The organism is Lentibacillus jeotgali, from assembly GCF_000224785.1.
Lineage (GTDB): Bacteria > Bacillota > Bacilli > Bacillales > Amphibacillaceae > Lentibacillus > Lentibacillus jeotgali.
Genome location: NZ_AGAV01000005.1, coordinates 133,849 through 152,227, shown reverse-complemented (window position 1 = coordinate 152,227; position 18,379 = coordinate 133,849). Strand labels below are relative to the sequence as shown.

Annotated in this window: 15 protein-coding genes; all 15 read right to left on the bottom strand. The window is 44.9% G+C overall.

The window, feature by feature from the left end:
- Nucleotides 1-8 precede the first annotated feature (8 nt).
- Nucleotides 9-299 (bottom strand): Asp-tRNA(Asn)/Glu-tRNA(Gln) amidotransferase subunit GatC, encoded by a 291-nt coding sequence (gatC, locus tag ON01_RS03490; RefSeq protein ID WP_010529622.1) that lies wholly within the window; start codon nt 297-299, stop codon nt 9-11.
- A gap of 208 nt (nt 300-507) precedes the next feature.
- Complete coding sequence (gene putP, locus ON01_RS03485) at nt 508-2,028, bottom strand: sodium/proline symporter PutP (RefSeq protein WP_010529621.1); 1,521 nt, start codon at nt 2,026-2,028, stop codon at nt 508-510.
- 286 nt (nt 2,029-2,314) lie between these two features.
- Complete coding sequence (locus tag ON01_RS19440) at nt 2,315-2,455, bottom strand: hypothetical protein (protein ID WP_175284924.1); 141 nt, start codon at nt 2,453-2,455, stop codon at nt 2,315-2,317.
- A 14-nt stretch (nt 2,456-2,469) separates the two neighbouring features.
- Nucleotides 2,470-3,738 (bottom strand): helix-turn-helix domain-containing protein, encoded by a 1,269-nt coding sequence (locus tag ON01_RS03480; protein ID WP_010529620.1) that lies wholly within the window; start codon nt 3,736-3,738, stop codon nt 2,470-2,472.
- A 250-nt stretch (nt 3,739-3,988) separates the two neighbouring features.
- Nucleotides 3,989-5,203 (bottom strand): CamS family sex pheromone protein, encoded by a 1,215-nt coding sequence (locus tag ON01_RS03475; RefSeq protein ID WP_010529619.1) that lies wholly within the window; start codon nt 5,201-5,203, stop codon nt 3,989-3,991.
- A gap of 12 nt (nt 5,204-5,215) precedes the next feature.
- Nucleotides 5,216-7,219, bottom strand: coding sequence for an NAD-dependent DNA ligase LigA (gene ligA, locus ON01_RS03470; protein WP_010529618.1), 2,004 nt, complete (start codon nt 7,217-7,219; stop codon nt 5,216-5,218).
- 14 nt (nt 7,220-7,233) lie between these two features.
- Nucleotides 7,234-9,450, bottom strand: coding sequence for a DNA helicase PcrA (gene pcrA / locus ON01_RS03465; protein WP_425357496.1), 2,217 nt, complete (start codon nt 9,448-9,450; stop codon nt 7,234-7,236).
- A gap of 27 nt (nt 9,451-9,477) precedes the next feature.
- On the bottom strand, nt 9,478-10,185 hold the full coding sequence (pcrB, locus tag ON01_RS03460) for a heptaprenylglyceryl phosphate synthase (RefSeq protein ID WP_050901103.1): 708 nt from the start codon (nt 10,183-10,185) through the stop codon (nt 9,478-9,480).
- Nucleotides 10,186-10,397: 212 nt separating this feature from the next.
- Complete coding sequence (locus ON01_RS03455; protein WP_010529615.1) at nt 10,398-10,697, bottom strand: YerC/YecD family TrpR-related protein; 300 nt, start codon at nt 10,695-10,697, stop codon at nt 10,398-10,400.
- A 34-nt stretch (nt 10,698-10,731) separates the two neighbouring features.
- Nucleotides 10,732-11,790 carry a DUF3048 domain-containing protein gene (locus ON01_RS03450; protein ID WP_010529614.1) on the bottom strand — a complete coding sequence of 353 codons (1,059 nt, stop codon included), beginning with the start codon at nt 11,788-11,790 and terminating at the stop codon, nt 10,732-10,734.
- Nucleotides 11,791-11,909: 119 nt separating this feature from the next.
- Complete coding sequence (locus ON01_RS03445) at nt 11,910-13,649, bottom strand: adenine deaminase C-terminal domain-containing protein (protein WP_010529613.1); 1,740 nt, start codon at nt 13,647-13,649, stop codon at nt 11,910-11,912.
- Between the two features lie 238 nt (nt 13,650-13,887).
- Complete coding sequence (gene purD, locus ON01_RS03440) at nt 13,888-15,141, bottom strand: phosphoribosylamine--glycine ligase (RefSeq protein WP_010529612.1); 1,254 nt, start codon at nt 15,139-15,141, stop codon at nt 13,888-13,890.
- A gap of 18 nt (nt 15,142-15,159) precedes the next feature.
- Entirely contained in the window at nt 15,160-16,683 is a 1,524-nt protein-coding gene (gene purH / locus ON01_RS03435) for a bifunctional phosphoribosylaminoimidazolecarboxamide formyltransferase/IMP cyclohydrolase (protein WP_010529611.1), read from the bottom strand.
- Between the two features lie 85 nt (nt 16,684-16,768).
- The gene (gene purN / locus ON01_RS03430) at nt 16,769-17,338 is read right to left on the bottom strand and encodes a phosphoribosylglycinamide formyltransferase (RefSeq protein WP_010529610.1); all 570 of its coding nucleotides are present in this window, start codon (nt 17,336-17,338) and stop codon (nt 16,769-16,771) included.
- Entirely contained in the window at nt 17,335-18,354 is a 1,020-nt protein-coding gene (gene purM, locus ON01_RS03425) for a phosphoribosylformylglycinamidine cyclo-ligase (protein ID WP_029328970.1), read from the bottom strand. The genes purN and purM overlap by 4 nt, the downstream gene beginning before the upstream one ends.
- Nucleotides 18,355-18,379: the final 25 nt, after the last annotated feature.

The following is an 18,379-nucleotide window of genomic DNA, read 5'->3' as shown; positions in this document are numbered from 1 at the left end:
TTCCCTCCTTACTCCAAAATTGACGGCACGCGGAAATAACCATCCTGCTTGTCCGGTGCATTCTTTAACGCTTCGTCTCTTGAAATCCATTCTTTCGGCTCGTCCTTACGCATAACATTTTTTAAGTCCAAAACATGCGTAGTCGGCTCTATATGTTCTGTATCCAATTCATTTAATTGTTCGGCATATTCAATGATCGAACTAAGCTGATCAGTAAACATATCCGCTTCTTCCTCGGTAATGGCAAGCCGTGCTAAGTTGGCTACATGCTTGACCTCATCTTTTGAAATATCAGCCATGCCGGGCACCTCCATATAAATGATTTTATCTTACGTTTATTATAATTACATTTATTTAAAGACACTATTGATAATAGCAGAATGTAGCGTCTTTAAGCAAATGAATGAAAAATAACAGCTGCTCCTGGACTTTCTGGGGCAGCTGTTCGTTTTTACCGCTGACGTCACGGTTTTTAGGGATAGGTGATTTTACCCTTAAATTTAGCTATTACACATTTAATTTTGACATGGTTTCCTCGTATTCAGCTTCAACGCCTTCCTCAGGTTTCCCTGACTTACTCACAACAATAGCTAGAACCAGGTTAAGCAGGAAGCCGGGAACAATTTCATACAGGTCAAAAATGCCGCCTGACAGGAAGCCGCCCCAGACAATAACTGTAACAGCACCGGCCAGAATTCCGGCAAACGCGCCATTGCGGGTGAACCCTTTCCAGAATAAGGCCAGTAAAATAGTCGGACCGAATGCAGCGCCAAATCCTGCCCAGGCATAGCTGACCAGTTCAAGTACGGTACTTTCAGGATTCATGGCAATAAGCGCGGCAATCAAGGCAATGATCAGGGTAGCTATACGGCCAACCCATACAAGTTCCTTATCACCTGCTTCTTTCTTGAAAATGGCTTTATAAAAGTCTTCCGCCACTGCCGATGAGGAAACAAGCAACTGTGAGTCAATTGTACTCATGATCGCTGACAGAATTGCAGCCAGCAGAATTCCGGCAATTACCGGATGGAATAACAATTGCGAAAAGGCAATAAAAATCTTTTCCGGATCTTCAAGCATCTGGATACCATTTTCTGTTATGACCGAAATACCGAACTCACCCAGAACACTCACTTCCTGTGTACTGATGAATGCCAGCCCCACAAAGCCTGTAAATATCGCACCGTATAAGCCAAGGACCATCCACGTTGTACCGATAAAACGGGCCATCGGAACATCTTTTGGTGATCTTAACGCCATAAAGCGGACGATAATGTGCGGCTGTCCAAAGTAACCAACTCCCCAGGCCAGGGATGAAATAATGGCAATTATACTGACCCCTTCGACCATATTTAAATGAGTCGAACTGATGTCCCCGACAGCCTGGACAGCAGTATTCCAGCCGCCCATCTCGTTAATCGCTACAATCGGGACGACAATTAATGCCAGAAACATCAAACTGCCCTGAACGAAGTCGGTCCAGGCAACTGCCAGGAAGCCGCCCAATAAGGTATACGACACGACAACAATGGTTCCGATCCATAAGGCCGCCTGATAATCCAGTCCAAATGATGCCTCAAACAGTTTAGCGCCAGCTACCATTCCGGATGATGTATAAAATGTAAAAAACAATAATATAACGAGTGCAGAAATAACCCGAAGAATGTGCGAGTTATCTTTAAAACGGTTTTCCAAAAAATCCGGAACCGTAATGGAATTATTCGAAACCTCCGTATAAATGCGCAAACGCTTAGCCACAAATTGCCAGTTCAAATAAGCGCCAATCGACAAACCAATTGCCATCCACGCTTCAGCAAGACCTGCAGCATAAACAGCGCCCGGCAGTCCCAATAAGAGCCATCCGCTCATATCAGATGCGCCTGCACTTAGGGCGGCAACCCCAGGGCCTAATTTACGGCCGCCCAGAACATAGTCGGACAGATTGTTTGTCATCCGGTACATGATGATACCGATTACAAGTATCCCAATAAGATAGACAATAAACGCTATCAGTGTTGCCTGCCCCATTTATTTATTCCTCCCCTCTGTAAACAATGTAATAATTGAAAGCAATACCACAACAGGCATTGGGATAAACATCCACATCCATGTTGCCCCGGAAATGGCATACTCCATTATTAACCCCCCTTTCTGAATAGTCTTATTATACCATATGTTTCACCCATTGAAATCATAATTTACAGAAGCATGTTTCCGGCCTGAAATTACACAAAAAACCTGAAACAGCTTTCCACACCGTTTCAGGCAAATAACATCATATTGTAATAGGGTAAAGATTAATGTTCTTTATAGATTAAAAGTGGCTGACATCATTGCTAACTGAAAAAACAGTTGGTTCCCATTCCATTGCAGACTCATTTGGTGCATCTTGCATAGCAGCAATTCCTCCAATAAGCATTGTTCCAAAGGCTACAGTTGCTATTAGCTTTTTCATGATATCCCCCCCCTTTACAGGCTAATTAGTTCTTCATAAGTACTATTAGCCAGCTTATAGTATTTAACAGATTCTTTATATCTGTTATTCCCTTCAAAATGGTGTGCAAGCATATTGGCATAAATAACCAAATTAGCATAATCTTTATGTTTTTTCAAATATGGTATAAATTCGTCAATCACCAATGACTCAAACTTTGAAGCTTCCTGATTGATCGCATATTTGTAAGTATAGGCAATGTAGAAAAATAATTGAAACGTGTCTTGATCCTCTGGCTCATGTAATAATTTTAGACTCATTTTAACCATTTCCTTGGCTTTATCAAAATTATTAATATTATAATATTCCTTAATTAATGAAGTCGCTGCAAGTATACGTTCAAATAAGAATAATTCTTGTTCTTTAATTATCTCTTCATAATGATAGATAGCTTTTTCCGTTTCTCCCACCGTCGAGTAAAGATAACCTAAATTTTGGTTCGTCAATTGGATAATTTGTGGGTTTTGCTTCAATTCACCCAAATGTTTGGCCAAATTGTAGTTTTTGATTGCTTTATCATACATCCTTATTCTACGGTATGAGATCCCCAATACAACATGGCATTGTGCGCATCGGCTAAAGTTGTATGTAACCCGAAAAGTTGCAATTGCCTTCTCGGCATAATCTATCGCTTCGAGGGTATTCCGCAGCTTACTATGTGTAACCGCAATCGTGTACTGCAAATCTGCAACTTCTTCTTCTGGCAATTCCAGCTGATTCAACTTTTCTTCTGCAGCTTCATACATGCGCATTGCCTGATTAAATTCATTCTGGGCTGTGCTGTAGTTTCCCTTGAATTTATACCAGTAGAATTGATGCAGAGTGTCAAACGTATCGGACATTTCAGTTAATTTATTAACCTGTCTCAGAGCCTCATCAATTTTACCTATTACCAGGAAATAGCGTACTTTATGAATCTCAAACATGACTAGACTGTCAGCTGAATGGTTGTCATACATAACCTTGTTCAATTCTTGATAGTTTTGAACCATTTCGTTCATATCATAATCAGATGATAACATGCCATACCATTTTTGCAGTTTCTCTCTTACCTCTTCATCAGATCCGTTATCTAGCTGAATCCCCAGCCTGGTGCATAATAAGCTAATCACATTTAGGCTTGCATCAGTTTTTTCGTTTTCAATCTTTGATAAATAAGCGCTTGAGACAATTCCTTCAGCCAGCTCAGCTTGGGTCATTTCCTGTTTGATTCGGTGCAGTTTGATATAGGCTCCGATTTCCATCTTTTTACCCACCTCACTAGCTGAAATTTAAAATAACTTTGTAATAATTCTATGTTTATATCATAACATAAATTCCAAAAATTCATATTGGGAAAGTTGAAGGGTAAATATACTAATAAACCCCTCCACAACTTGCATACTTTCCTGAAATGAGGAAAGTTAGTCAAGAATAGCCCTTTTTCCGCATATTTCTTTCTGAAAAGGGCTATTCTTGACATTATTAGGTCTATTGACTTATTCATATTTTTGATTAGGAATCATAGACATGGACAGTGGCTTCATCGTCACCTGCGTTTCGGTATATAAGGCTCTCCATTTTTTGGTTGGACTTGATTTTTACTTCCAAGTCATAATAATCTTGGAACATTTCTTCCACCAGACCATACGTGTATTGCGTGAAGCCGATAACTTCTCCTTTTCCGTTAAATTCAAGCGGGATTTCAAGCGTCAATTGCTGCAGTTCTTCATCGATGTAAAAACCTTCACCGATCACCCCTACATAATCCGGAAAATACTCTTCGATGCGCGTGCCAAAATTTTGTACTAACTTCTGTGTATCGGCGTATTTTTCTTCTCCTTCTTCAGATGGGAAGAGAACGTTTTCTTCATTGACTGTCTCCCATTCGCCTATCGATGCCTGATCGGCATCAACACTTGTTTTGGCTACAAAATTGCCGGGTACCGGTGAACTTTGAGCTTCTTCCTTGTATAGGGCAATCATAATGGGAATGTTACTCATTTCATCAATATTTCGGACACGTTCCAATACTGTCTGGGCGATTTCCTTTCCTTTTTCCATCATTTCCGCCTTTGGAATTTCTTTATGATAGGTATTGCCGTCAACTTCATAGGAATAGACCGACTTTAACGCTATACCGAGTGATGCACCGACGAGTTGCACTGTATTATCATCATTCTTCTTCAAAAAATTTTGCTCCAGAATGTGTGTCAGGTATTTTGGGTTATTCTCATAATCTTCCTTTGTGGCATTCTCTTCATTCAGCGGCGGATTTAACGCCTGTTTTCGTCCATTTAAATCTGCTTCACTAAACTGATCGTCTTCATTTTGGACCCTTTCCTCAAGGTTCTTGAGCTGCTCGTCCGTCGGGTAAGTATCCAGCCAGTTATATAGCATATCAGATGTTAAATACTGGCCTTCTTCAAAAAAGTATTTTTCGGGATCAAAATAATCTTTTGACAGCCTTCTTAACCCGGTCTCCATCTCATCAATATCCACTCGGTTCCCCATCTGATTCGTGATAACGCCCCGGGACGCACTGGGACGGTATGGCAGAATCGTCCGATAATCTTCATCCGACAATTGGTGACTGGAAACGATTGAATTTTGCTGTTGTTCGTTATTGTCTTCGTTCTGGACAACTTCATCGTCATTGTTGATCGATGGTGTACAGCCTGCCAGGATCAGAACAGTGCCTGTCAGGATCATCGCTATTTTTTTAAACACATCGCCCACTCCTTAACCGTCCAAAACTTCTCTCAGCTGCTGTTCGCTCCAAACTGCAACGCCAAGTTGTTCTGCTTTATCCATTTTTGAACCCGCATCTTCTCCGGCAATCAAAATATCGGTGTTCTTGCTCACACTGCCGGTAACAGATCCGCCAAGTTGTTCAACCAAGGCCTTAGCCTCTGACCGAGTGAAGTGTTCCATTTTCCCTGTTAAAACAACTGTCTTTCCGGAAAATGCAGTGTCTTCTTCCACGTCCTGAGCTTTGGGCCCCTTGTACTCCATATTCAGTCCGAGTTCATCCAATTCATAAAGCAGTTGTTTCACTTCATCTTCAGCAAAATAGCGAACAATTGAGTCGGCCATCTTTTCGCCCATTTCATTGATCGCGGTTATATCTTCAAATGCAGCCTGTTGCAGACTCTCCATTGTTTCAAAATGGCTGGCTAGCGTTCGGGCTGCTTTGGAACCAACAAAGCGGATGCCGAGTCCGAATAACAGCCGTTCCAGTGAATTTTCTCTTGAAGCATCAATCGCCTGCAGCAAATTACTGGTTGACTTTTCGCCCATCCGTTCCAATTGCAGCAAATCATCACGTTCGAGACGATACAAGTCAGCAATTGTATGAATAAGTTCTTCCCGGAAGAGCTGGCTGATTACTTTCTCCCCAAGTCCGTCGATGTTCATCGCATCACGGGAGACAAAATGAATAAGTCCCTCTTTTAATTGAGCCGGGCAATTCGGATTAATACAGCGCAGGGCAACCTCTTCCTCGAGACGGACAAGTTCACTGCCGCACGCCGGGCACTCTTCCGGCATAAAAAACTCCTTCTCATCACCTGTCCGCTTTTCCTCAACAGCACGAAGCACTTCGGGAATAATGTCGCCGGCTTTTTTGATAACAACCGTATCGCCAAGCCTGATATCCCGCTCACGGATCAAATCCTCATTATGAAGTGAAGCACGCTGAACGGTTGTACCGGCGACCCTGACCGGCTCCAATACAGCTGTCGGCGTGACAACACCGGTCCGGCCGACGCTCAGTTCAATCTCACGGAGCGTTGTGATGACTTCCTCAGCCGGAAATTTATAGGCAATGGCCCAGCGTGGGTTCTTTGCGGTAAACCCTAACTCCTCCTGCTGGTCAAGATTGTCAACTTTGACGACGATGCCATCAATTTCGTAGTTTAAGTCTGGACGCTTTCCTTCCCAGTACTTAACATAATCGATCACGTCATCTATCGTATCACACCGCCGCCACTCAGGATTCGTTTTGAAACCGAGCTCCTGCAAATAGTCGAGTCGCTCACTGTGTGATTCCAACGTACCTGTTTGCCATTCACCGACTCCATACAGAAAAATGTCCAAGTTGCGGCTCGCTGCGATTTTCGGGTCAAGCTGACGCAGTGAGCCTGCTGCCGCATTACGCGGGTTTGCAAAGGGATCGTCGCCATTTTCCTCCCGCTGTTCGTTCAGTTTTAAAAACGATTTATGCGGCATGAACGCTTCACCACGCACTTCAATCGTATTTTCCTCTCGAATGGAAAGCGGAATACTGCGAACCGTTCTTAAATTGCTAGTAATATCCTCACCGGTTGTGCCGTCACCACGAGTGGCCCCGCGGACAAATTTACCATTTTCGTATGTGAGTGATACCGCAAGACCATCAATTTTCAATTCACAGACGAATGAAATTCGCTCATCGGTTCCTTCATTGGCGCGCCGGGCAAAATTCCGCAAATCATTTTCATTAAACGCATTGCCAAGACTCATCATGGCCACGTTGTGCTGCACTTTCTGAAAGGCATCCAAAGGTTCTCCGCCAATACGCTGTGAAGGCGAGTCAGCTGTGATCAGTTCCGGAAATTCCTCCTCCAATTTGAGAAGCTCCTGCATTTTCCGGTCATACTCTGAATCGGGAACACTGGGGTTATCAAGCACATAATATTCATGACCATATTGATTTATTAGTTCTCTTAGCTCGTTAACGTGTTGCTGTGCTTGCTGTTTATTCAACCGTCAAGCACCTCCTATTGCTTCGTGATTGGTGCGAACTTGGCCAGTAGCCGTTTAATGCCTGTCGGTGCGGGAAAGGCAATATCAAGCTCCATACCTTCACCTTCTCCCTGAACCTTGACGACCGTGCCAACGCCCCATTTCTTATGTTCCGCTTTATCGCCCGAACTCCAGGCCTGTGATTCCGCACCGGTCGTCTGCTGCATTCTTCCGGCACTGCGTTTTGGCTGCGATGGTTTGCTGTCCGATTTTTCGACCGAGCCATACATCGTCGCCCGTGCCTGCTCGATTCCATCAACCAGATCTTCCGGTATTTCATTTATGAACCGGCTGATCGGATTCATATTCGTCCGGCCATAAATCGTGCGCATTTTGGCATGGGTCAGGTAAAGCTGCTGCTCAGCCCTGGTAATACCCACGTAGGCAAGACGGCGTTCTTCCTCCATTTCCTCATCGTCAAACATCGACCGGCTGTGCGGAAAGACATTTTCCTCCATGCCAACTAGGAAGATGACTGGAAACTCCAGTCCTTTGGCGGCGTGCAGAGTCATGAGCGTCACTTTCGGTTCATTATCCATTTCTTCCTGATCAACACGGTCTATATCAGCTACTAATGCCAGATCAGTCAAAAAGGCGATGAGTGTTTTATCCTCAGCACCTTCCTCAAAGTCCTGGGTGACGGTCTTAAATTCCTCAAGGTTTTCCAGACGACTTTGTGACTCCAGTGACCGTTCGTTCTTCAACATTTCTTCATAGCCTGTTCGCTCTAGAATCGCTTCAACCATATCTGTCGCCGTCAAAAATTCCTGCTGTTGCGACAAAGATTGAATTAGGTTGCCGAATTCCGCCAGTGCGTTGGCTGCTTTTTTCGTAACGCCGATAAAATCGACCTCTTTTACTGCCTGGTTAAACGAAATTGCATGTTCGGCTGCATATGCGCGCAGCTTCTCGACAGAAGTTTTCCCGATACCGCGTTTCGGCACATTGACAACCCGCTCGAAGCTTATATCATCATCCGGATTGGTGATCAAGCGCAAATAAGAGGTCAGATCCTTAATCTCTTTGCGATCATAGAATTTGGTGCCGCCAACCATCTGATAGCCGATATCCGATTTAATCAGTGTATCCTCAATAGCCCTTGACTGAGCATTTGTCCGGTAAAGAATCGCGATATCATTCGGCGAGAATCCTTCTCCGGTCAATTCCTGAATTTTATCGGTCACAAATAACGCTTCTTCCTGCTCAGTTGCACCTTGAAAATAATGAATCTTCCTGCCGTCGTCATTTTCAGTCCAAAGATTCTTTGGCTTCCGGCCGGAATTGTTTTGAATCACTTCGTTGGCTGCAGCAAGAATCGATTTCGTGGACCGGTAGTTTTGTTCGAGAAAAATGACCCGTGCGGACGGATAGTCTTTTTCAAACGACAGGATATTCGCGATATCAGCACCCCGCCAGCGATAGATGGACTGATCGGAATCGCCGACAACACAAAGATTCTGATATCTGCTTGCCAATTGTTTCACAAGATAGTATTGAGCATGATTGGTATCCTGATACTCGTCCACATGAATATACTGGAACCGGCGCTGATAATGTTCCAGCACTTCGGGGACGCGTTTGAATAGGTGAATCGTCTGCATAATCAGATCGTCAAAATCGAGTGCCTGATTCTTTTGCAATGTTTTCTGATAGCGTTCATACACCTGTGAAACCTGACGCTGGAAAAAGTCACCGACGTTTTTGCTGTATTCTTCCGGTGTAATCAGTTCGTTTTTCGCTCCGCTAATCTGCCCGAGCATTGCCCGCGGGTCAAACTTTTTCGGGTCGATGTTTAGATCTTTCAGGATTTGTTTAATGACGGACAGCTGATCACCGCTGTCCAGGATTGTAAAGTTTTGGTTATATCCGATCCTGTCAATATCGCGGCGCAAAATACGCACACACATGGAATGAAAAGTGGAAACCCAAATTTGCCCGCCTTCTGTTCCAACCAGCTTATTGACACGTTCTTTCATCTCTCGTGCTGCCTTGTTCGTAAACGTAATCGCCAAAACATTCCGGGGAGACACATCTTTTTCACCGAGCAAATAAGCAATCCGGTGTGTCAACACCCGTGTTTTGCCGCTTCCCGCTCCGGCCATGATCAGTAATGGCCCTTCTGTATGTTTGACGGCCTCTTGCTGCTCTTTGTTTAGTCCGTTCAGTAAGTCGTGCATTGTCTGACTCACCATGACACACCACCTTTAAATGAACTGCTTTTAATTCATATCTTTAACTGCATTAACTGTTTTCAAGGCTTTGTTGATATCCGAATAAATCAGGTTTCCGACTACAATGGTGTCGGCTTGCTCCTTCATTTCGCGGGCCTGGGAATCACTTTTAATCCCACCGCCATAGATGAGCTTTGTATTGTCAAGCTGTTTTTTCACATCTTTAACAAGTTCAGGCTGACCATACGTCCCGCTGTACTCCATATAAAATACCGGAAGCCGAAAAATATGTTCCGCCATATAGGCATATGCCACAACATCCTCATCATCCGGCATCTCGCACTTCGTCTCTTTAAAAGCCTTGGCATTTTCGTTCAAAATACAATAGCCTTCCATAAGAATCTCATCCCAGTTCATTGAATCCCGGTATTCCTTGATAGCCTGATGCTGGAGATCCATCATCCATTTTTTCTCCGTACTGTTCATTACCATCGGAATAAAGTAGAAGTCAAAACCGGGTGTGATCGACGCCATATTGGATATTTCCAAGACACACGGGACAGAATGTCGGCGGATGCGCGAAAGCAAATCAAGCACCCCATCAAGTGTTACATCATCCGTGCCGCCGACCACTACGGCATCAGTTCCCGACTCACAAATCGCATCAAGATCCTCGTCCGAGATCTCCTTGGCAGGGTCCAGTTTAAATAAATGCTCCCAATTTGTTAAGATTTCATTCACCGTAAAGTCCCCCATATTTAATAATTGATTCATTTAGTCAGTCGTATTCACTGTAAAAACACGTTTTACCTTCATTCTAAAGTATACCAAAAAATACGCTATGAATTTAGGATTAAGTGGGATAAAAATTGAGGAATTTCCTGAAGAGAACGTTCAGGGCAGTGCGCACCTGCGCGTTGGCTGCCGAATAAAACAAGCTATCCCCAAATCTGGAGATAGCAACAGTTTTACGCATTTTGATCAAGCAGTCGATCCAGAACGATTTTATACCCGTCACTGCCGTAATTAATGCAGCGTCGCACACGTGAGATCGTTGCAGTTGATGCGCTTGTTTCCTCTTCTATAAAGTTATAGGTATAACCTTCTGTCAACATTTTTGCAACCTGCAGCCGCTGAGCGATTGAATGAACCTCGGACATTGTTGCAATATCATCAAAAAATTTATAGCACTCCTCGCGATCCTTCAACGACAGAATCGCGTCAAACAACTGGTCCAGCTGTTCTCCGCGCAGTTTGTCTATTTGCATGATGACATCACCTGCCTTTTTTGAGCTCGCACTTCTAATCATCTGATACCGTAACTGATTGTTTAATTCCCGGTTCTGTTGGTATCACATTTATCCATGTGTTGCCTTGAATAAACTTTACCGGGTTACCGTCCTTTACTGGGATGATTCTGCCATCACGTTTTTCCCATTTCAGCTGGCGTATTTTGCCTTTCTGAACAAGATAAGCGTCACCGCCTGATGTTAAGTCAATTTCACGCCTGCCTGCGTCATCAATGACTTGGTGCGGCGCTTCCACAATGAGAATATTATCGGCAGTTACCGGTTCTCCAGTGTTCAGGTCGACAGATTGTTTTCCGTCACTGTAACGGGTATACGCCTCGCTGTCTTCATCGTATTTGTAGTTAACCACGTATGTCAGCTGATCGGAATAATCAATTTCAACATTCTTTGCAGGATCACCGGAGATGTTGTCCGTTTCCTCTGCAGCAGTAAATGGTAAAGGCTCATATGTCTGCGTCACATTATACCCTTTTTGCTCTGCTGTCTCATACACGCCCCCAAATTGCAGATAGGAGTTGTGCGGTGCATTCCTAAATGATTCCCGTTTAAATAATTCCCCATTATTATCATAAACAGCGCCGTTCAGGTGTTCAATTCCACGGTTTTGAATCATATCGTTCACAAAGTTGGCTGCCCCGTGATAAATGTAGATAGAATCATAGCCATCAGCCAATTCAAAATAATATTCCCGTGCGCTACGGACAGGACCAGCAACATCCGGCATTTCGCTCTGGTACATGGCCAAGAGGCGTGTGATTCGCCCTTCCGCCAAAATTTCAAAAACAATATCCGCCTTGCTCAGACCTGATTGCGGCCGTGCCTTGCGATGATTGTTGACCATCACACTGACAATCCGATTGTTGACCGGCTGATCGGTATGAATTCCTGTCAGCGGGAATGTATTCATGTTTTCCGAGGCTGCAGGTTCTTCTTTTTCTGCTACGGAGTTTTCTTTTGATTCACTATCTCCTGCGTTTTTTTCTTTATCATCTGAACATGCTGCAAAAAACAACAGCATGAACAGCAACAGGCAAACAATAACCTTTCTCAATACCTTCCACCCCTTTTTGAAAAAGGTTCTGATCATACATGTTCACCGCGCTTCGTGATACATCTGATTCCGGCGGGCGCACCACACTCAAATCTCAGGATTCTTTCTTTTATTATACGTCATCTCATCGTTGCTGGAAAGAGCACTTCACGCTTTTTCACATCAACAACACCCTGTTGTGTGATCCGGATGTACGGTAAATGGGTTGCTGATAAAAAGAGAATCGAGTAGACCGGATCACCAAATGTATAACCGAAGTCCGCCAGCAATTCCCGCAGCTGCTTCTCTTTTCCCATTAGCTCGCGCATCGTTCCGGCAAACATGCTTCCGCTCAGAGTCAGCGGCAGCTCAAATAAGATTTCTCCCTCATGGGCAAGTACGATTCCGCCACCCATTTCTTTCAGGCGTCTCCAAGCAAGCAGCATATCCTGTTTGCTTTTTCCGATGAATACAAGGTCACCGGTTGATGAAAAGGAACTAGCCAATGCTCCCAGCCGATTTGTAAAGCCTTTAATCGCCGTATTGACACGCCAATTTCCTTTTCTGCCAATCAGCATGAGAAAGGCATCATCAGTGCTATCCGGAATCACATCAAGTGTTACGTCTGTTTTGATGGCATATGGCTGTACGATAACATCATTTACCATATTAAGGCCGATTGGAACGGAGAACTGCATATCTTCCAATGTCAGATCCCAATCAAATGCAATCGGCTCAATGTCATATTTCCCCCAATCGATTTCTGAGGAAAAGCCTTTCGCTTTATGATTTTTTTTCACCCATTCACCTTTTGCTAGAACACTGACCGGATGCGGGTTTTGTTTTTCCTGTAAAATATTAATATTGGCTACCCTGCCTGGGGCGATACATCCGATATCATCAATCAGCCCATAATGTGTTGCAGCGTTGTGAGACGCCATTCGGTAAGCATCCGTCAGCGGCACACCTTTTTCAATCGCTATCTCAACACAGACGTTCATAATACCATTTTCATAGAAAGCGGGCGTTGCACCATCGGTTGTCATCGTAACATGATCAAATGTATCGATGCCCTCGGCTAGCATTTCTTCAAGTATATTCGGAAGATCGGGGCGGATTGATGAGTGACGCAGACCGACCTGATATCCGAGCTGCATACGTTGGATCGCTTCTTTTCCGGTCATGGCCTCATGCTCTGCGTCAACACCCAGCAGCTTCATTTTGGTTAATGTTCTTTCAGATGCGCCAGGCAGATGACCTTCAACCGGTTTGTCAAGCCGATTTGCCTCCTGAATCCAGTAAAGCAGACGGTCGTCACCGTCAAGCAGATGCGGCCACGCTGTCAGCTCGCCGCCCTGAATAACGGACGGATGCTTGAGCCAAGACAATACCGTCTCCGTATTGAAATATTCCTCAGGATGCTGCAACGCTGTCTGTGAATCAAACCGTGCCCACCAGTACATCGTAACCGGTGATTGGTTAAACTTATCCAACAAAGTAAACGCTTTCTTTCGGTCCATTAAAAAATTAAACATAAGATTATCATTGATAAATGTTGTCGTGCCATATTCAGCCCCATGCATGGCCAGATTTTCAGGATTGTATAGCAGGAAAGGATGGGCATGCGGCTCGATATATCCCGGTACCAGATACATACCGTCACAGTCGATGACTTCCGTTGATTGATTTTTTTCCGGGAGTTTATCCCCGACGTAGACAATTCGATCATTGAAAATCCAAATGTTGGCACGCAGCCATTGTTTCGTATAAGTATTTAAATAAGTGCCGTTTTTCAGTACTATTGTAGGCGCCTCTTCCCCATCAATAACAGCAACATGTTTTCTTAATTCGCGGTTTCTCCAAAAGATGTTTTCCGACATACAACAACGCTCCCAATATATGGTTTTTTCTATCGTAACATATAATACGCTTTCACACGGTACTGTTTTAAAAAGGGAAATGAATTTTTTGTGACAAAACACCAAAAGCGGACGCACTAGGCTTTGCACAAAACCGGAGAAGGGAGCTCAGCGGGGTCCTTTAACCACTGATAAAAACCCGCTTTCCCTTTAACAGAATGCGGGTTTTTATCATGGAACAGACAGGATAACCAGTCTATTAACTATATTCAACACCAATATCTTTCCGATAAAAAAACTCTTCTGATTCCACATTTTGTCCCAGCCATTTATATGCGTATTCAGCAGCCTCTTCTACACCGGCGCCCTTTGCCCCTGCAAGCAGCACTCTTCCCCCATCGGAAACGATTCCGTCATTTGTTTTCCGCGTTCCGGCATGAGCGACGAACGAACGGGCGTCGAAATCCATTTCAGGTAACTTAACACCCTTTTTATAGCGACCCGGATACCCTTTTGCGGCGAGCACCACACCCGCACAGCATTGTTCTTCCCATTGTAAGAATGGATCTTTTCCATCGAGAACATCGAGAAAAACCTGAAGCAGATCGTTTTTTAAAAGCGGAAGGACCACTTGCGTTTCCGGGTCGCCAAACCGGGCATTGAACTCGATTACTTTCGGTCCATTGTCCGTCATGATCAACCCCGCATACAAAATACCGGTAAACGGTCGGCCCGCTGCAGCCATTCCATCAGCGGCCCTTTGCAGAACATTTTCAGCTGAAAACGCCAGCGTTTCCGGGGAAATATTCCTGACAGGCGCGTATGCTCCCATTCCGCCGGTATTCGGTCCCTTATCCTGGTCATAGGCGCGTTTATGATCTCGAGCTGGTATCATTGGAAATACGTTCGTTCCGTGAACAAACGCCATCAGAGAAAACTCCTCGCCGGCTAGGCATTCTTCAATGACAATAGACTTGCCCGCTTTGGAAAAAGCATCATTAACAAGCATGTCATCAACGGCATCTGTTGCCTCCTGAACTGTCTCTGCAACAATCACCCCCTTGCCCGCAGCGAGTCCGTCAGCTTTAACGACGATCGGGGCGCCCTGTTTTTCGATATAGGATTTGGCTTCACCGGCATCCGTAAAAGTGGCATATGCAGCCGTGGGAATACTGTTCTCTTCCATAAAAGTTTTAGCATACCGCTTGCTGCCCTCGATTAAAGCAGCATCTTTTTCCGGGGCAAAAATAGCGAGCCCTGCTTCGCGAAAACGGTCGGCAATTCCGGTAAGAAGCGGATTTTCCGGACCGACAATCGTCAAGTCTACTTTCTTTTTCACGGCAAATTCTATCAATCCATCAATATCCAGTTCATCAAGGTCCACACATTCTGCAGCCTCACGGGCCCCGGCGTTTCCCGGTGCTGCATAAATCGCATCAACCTTATCACTTTCAGCCAGTTTCATAATCATGCTATGCTCACGACCGCCGCGTCCGATAACGAGTAGATTCATAGGAAAACCCCTTCCATTCTAGTGTTTGAAATGCCGGGTGCCTGTATAAACCATCGCAATGCCATATTGGTTGCAGATATCAATCGAGTCCTGATCACGTTTGGATCCGCCAGGCTGAATAATCGCTGTAACCCCTGCCTTAGCAGCTTCCTCTACGGTATCAGGCATAGGAAAAAATGCATCAGATGCAAGTGCTGCTCCTTTTGTTTTATCTCCCGCCTGTTCCAGCGCGATTCTTGCCGCCCCGACACGGTTCATCTGTCCTGCGCCAACACCAAGGGTCTGCATGTCGCTTGCGAGTACAATGGCATTCGATTTAACATGTTTGACCGCTTTCCAGGCAAATAATAAATCATCCAGCTCGGCTTCTGTCGGTTTCTTTTCAGTCGGGAATGACAGATCATTGCGGCAGATTTCCTTGTTGTCGTTGTCTTGAACAAGTACACCGCCGTTTACACTTGTTAATTTGTGAGATGTGATTGTTGCCTCATCCATTTTCAATTCAAGCAGCCGGATATTTTTCTTTTTCGTTAAAGTTGTGAAAGCTTCCTCGGTAAATGCCGGGGCAATGACGATTTCCAGAAAAATACCGCTTAATTGTTCAGCTGTGTCTGCATCGATTGTCCGGTTACAGGCAACTATCCCGCCGAAAATCGAAACCGGATCGGCATCATAAGCCCTTGAAAATGCTGTGTTCAAATCTGCAGCCATTCCGATACCGCATGGGTTCATATGCTTTACAGCCACGGCCGCCGGTTTGTCATATTCCGCAATGATACCGAGTGCCGCATTCGCATCCTGAATATTGTTATAGGATAATTCCTTGCCATGAAGCTGTCTGGCGGATGCAAGACTCATCGGCGATTCAATTGGTGCTTTATAAAACCCCGCTTCCTGATGCGGATTTTCGCCATATCTTAATGTCTGGACTTTTTCATATGTAATGGTATAGTTCTCAGGAAATACGTCATCAGTAAAGTAGCCAGCAATCAGCGCATCGTATTGTGCTGTGTGACGGAATACCTTTGCAGCTAATTTTTTTCGCATGGTCAGATCAAGCTCATCATTTTGGATGGCTTGCAGAACGTCATTATAATCGTCCGGATCAACAACCGGCGTCACGTCACGGAAGCTTTTTGCTGCCGCCCTTAGCATTGTCGGTCCGCCGATATCAATGTTTTCGATGATATCTTCTTCGGTGGCATCCGGTTGATCAAGCGTTTGTTTAAATGGATAAAGGTTTACAACAACAACATCAATCGGGGTAATGTCTCGCTTTGAAAGCTGCTGATTATGCTCGTCATTATCCCGTTTAGCCAGCAGTCCTGCATGAATCACCGGATGAAGTGTTTTGACACGTCCCTCCAGCATCTCGGGGAAACCCGTTACGTCTCCAACAGCTGCTGCCTCGATGCCAGCATCCTGAATTGCTCGCAAAGTGCCGCCGGTTGAAATGATGTCATAACCTTGTTCAGCCAATCCTTTGGCAAAATCGGCAATACCAGTTTTGTCGGAAACACTTATCAATGCCTGCTTTTTCATGAAAAAAACTCCTTGTTTTAGTGGTTTGTTATGGTGATGCGTCTCACGAGCTTGAGCCGCTCTCGCACGAGTTCATTTATGGTTATCAGCGATTCTCTTTAACCAGCTCTTGAATCACTTGCGGATAAAGCTTGTGCTCAACTTGCTGAATCCGTTCTGTCAATTGTTCCTTCGTGTCATCTAAATTAACCGGGACCTCCTCTTGTGCGATAATCGGGCCGGTGTCGATTCCGTCGTCGATATAGTGTACAGTGACACCTGTTGAGCCCACATTCGCTTCATATGCCTGTCCGATAGCGTCCAAACCGGGGAAATCGGGTAATAATGATGGATGGATGTTAATGATCCGCGCCGGAAACTCCCCCAAGAGCGTCGGACCGACAATTCGCATATAACCGGCCAGAAAGATCCACGTCACATCCGTTTCATGCAGCTTTTCCAGCAGGACACGCTCATAATTAGCTTTCGATCCATAATCTTTCGGGTTTACAATAAATGTCGGCACCCCAAACTTTTCAGCTTTTTCCATGACGGCAGCGCCCGGTTTGTCACAAACAAGCAGCACGACGTCACATAACAAATTATCTGTCTCCATGATAGCCCGAAAATTACTGCCGGTTCCGGATGCAAATACGGCTGCCCGTGCGTTTGTCATAACGTCATATGCACTCCTTCTTTTGAAACAACTTTGCCAATCACTGTTGCTGTTTCACCATGTTCTCCGAGAATTTTCAACGCACCCTCCACGTCCTTTTGTGCAACGATCATTGCCATACCGATCCCCATATTAAAAATGCCGTACATCTCCTCATTAGCAATATTCCCCAACTGCTGCAAAAAGGGAAATATTGAAGGGCGCTCCCAGCTCGTTGGATCAAGTTCCACACCAAGACCGGCTGGCAACATCCGGGGCAAATTTTCGAAAAAACCACCGCCGGTTATATGGGAGATGCCTTTCACTGTTATGTCATTCATGACTGCGCCGGCCGATTTGGCATAAATTCTGGTTGGGGTTAACAGGACGTCCCCAAGCCGTCCATCCAGACAGTCATACGTTTTTTCCAAATCCAAATCCTGCACCAACTTGCGCACCAGTGAATACCCGTTGGAATGAATGCCGCTTGAGGCCAAGCCAATCACTGCATCGCCGGATGAAATGTTTTCACCCGTTATTAAACGGGATTTTTCCGCAATCCCGACTGTAAAACCAGCTAAATCATAATCCGTATCACCATACATACCAGGCATTTCCGCTGTTTCACCGCCAATCAGCGCTGCTCCTGCGTTCTTGCAGCCGTCAGCGATGCCCGCCACAAGTTGTTCAATTACGGCCGGATCATTTTTGCCGCATGCAATATAATCGAGGAAAAACAGCGGGTGTGCTCCTTGGGCAACGATATCATTCACACACATGGCAACAAGATCAATGCCGACTGTATCGTGTTTCTCCAGATCAATTGCCAGCTTCAGCTTTGTGCCGACACCGTCTGTCCCTGATACTAGAACAGGCTCATGATAGCTTAATGACGACAGTTCAAACAAACCGCCAAATCCGCCGATATGCCCAAGCACTTCTTTGCGTGCGGTTCTTTCAATATGCTTTTTCATGCGCTCGACCGCATCATACCCTTTTTTAACATCGACTCCGGCTGATTTGTACATATTTTCCATTGGTTGCCCCACCCCTTTTTCCTGC

Bases quoted from the DNA above. Each gene is read 5' to 3' on its own strand.
- ON01_RS03455 (WP_010529615.1), bottom strand. From the start codon at position 10,697: ATGCAAATAGACAAACTGCGCGGAGAACAGCTGGACCAGTTGTTTGAC.
- purH (WP_010529611.1), bottom strand. From the start codon at position 16,683: ATGAAAAAGCAGGCATTGATAAGTGTTTCCGACAAAACTGGTATTGCC.
- purD (WP_010529612.1), bottom strand. From the start codon at position 15,141: ATGAATCTACTCGTTATCGGACGCGGCGGTCGTGAGCATAGCATGATT.
- putP (WP_010529621.1), bottom strand. From the start codon at position 2,028: ATGGGGCAGGCAACACTGATAGCGTTTATTGTCTATCTTATTGGGATA.
- ON01_RS03445 (WP_010529613.1), bottom strand. From the start codon at position 13,649: ATGTCGGAAAACATCTTTTGGAGAAACCGCGAATTAAGAAAACATGTT.
- ON01_RS19440 (WP_175284924.1), bottom strand. From the start codon at position 2,455: ATGAAAAAGCTAATAGCAACTGTAGCCTTTGGAACAATGCTTATTGGA.
- ON01_RS03480 (WP_010529620.1), bottom strand. From the start codon at position 3,738: ATGGAAATCGGAGCCTATATCAAACTGCACCGAATCAAACAGGAAATG.
- purN (WP_010529610.1), bottom strand. From the start codon at position 17,338: ATGACAAACGCACGGGCAGCCGTATTTGCATCCGGAACCGGCAGTAAT.
- gatC (WP_010529622.1), bottom strand. From the start codon at position 299: ATGGCTGATATTTCAAAAGATGAGGTCAAGCATGTAGCCAACTTAGCA.
- pcrB (WP_050901103.1), bottom strand. From the start codon at position 10,185: ATGGGGGACTTTACGGTGAATGAAATCTTAACAAATTGGGAGCATTTA.
- purM (WP_029328970.1), bottom strand. From the start codon at position 18,354: ATGGAAAATATGTACAAATCAGCCGGAGTCGATGTTAAAAAAGGGTAT.
- pcrA (WP_425357496.1), bottom strand. From the start codon at position 9,450: ATGGTGAGTCAGACAATGCACGACTTACTGAACGGACTAAACAAAGAG.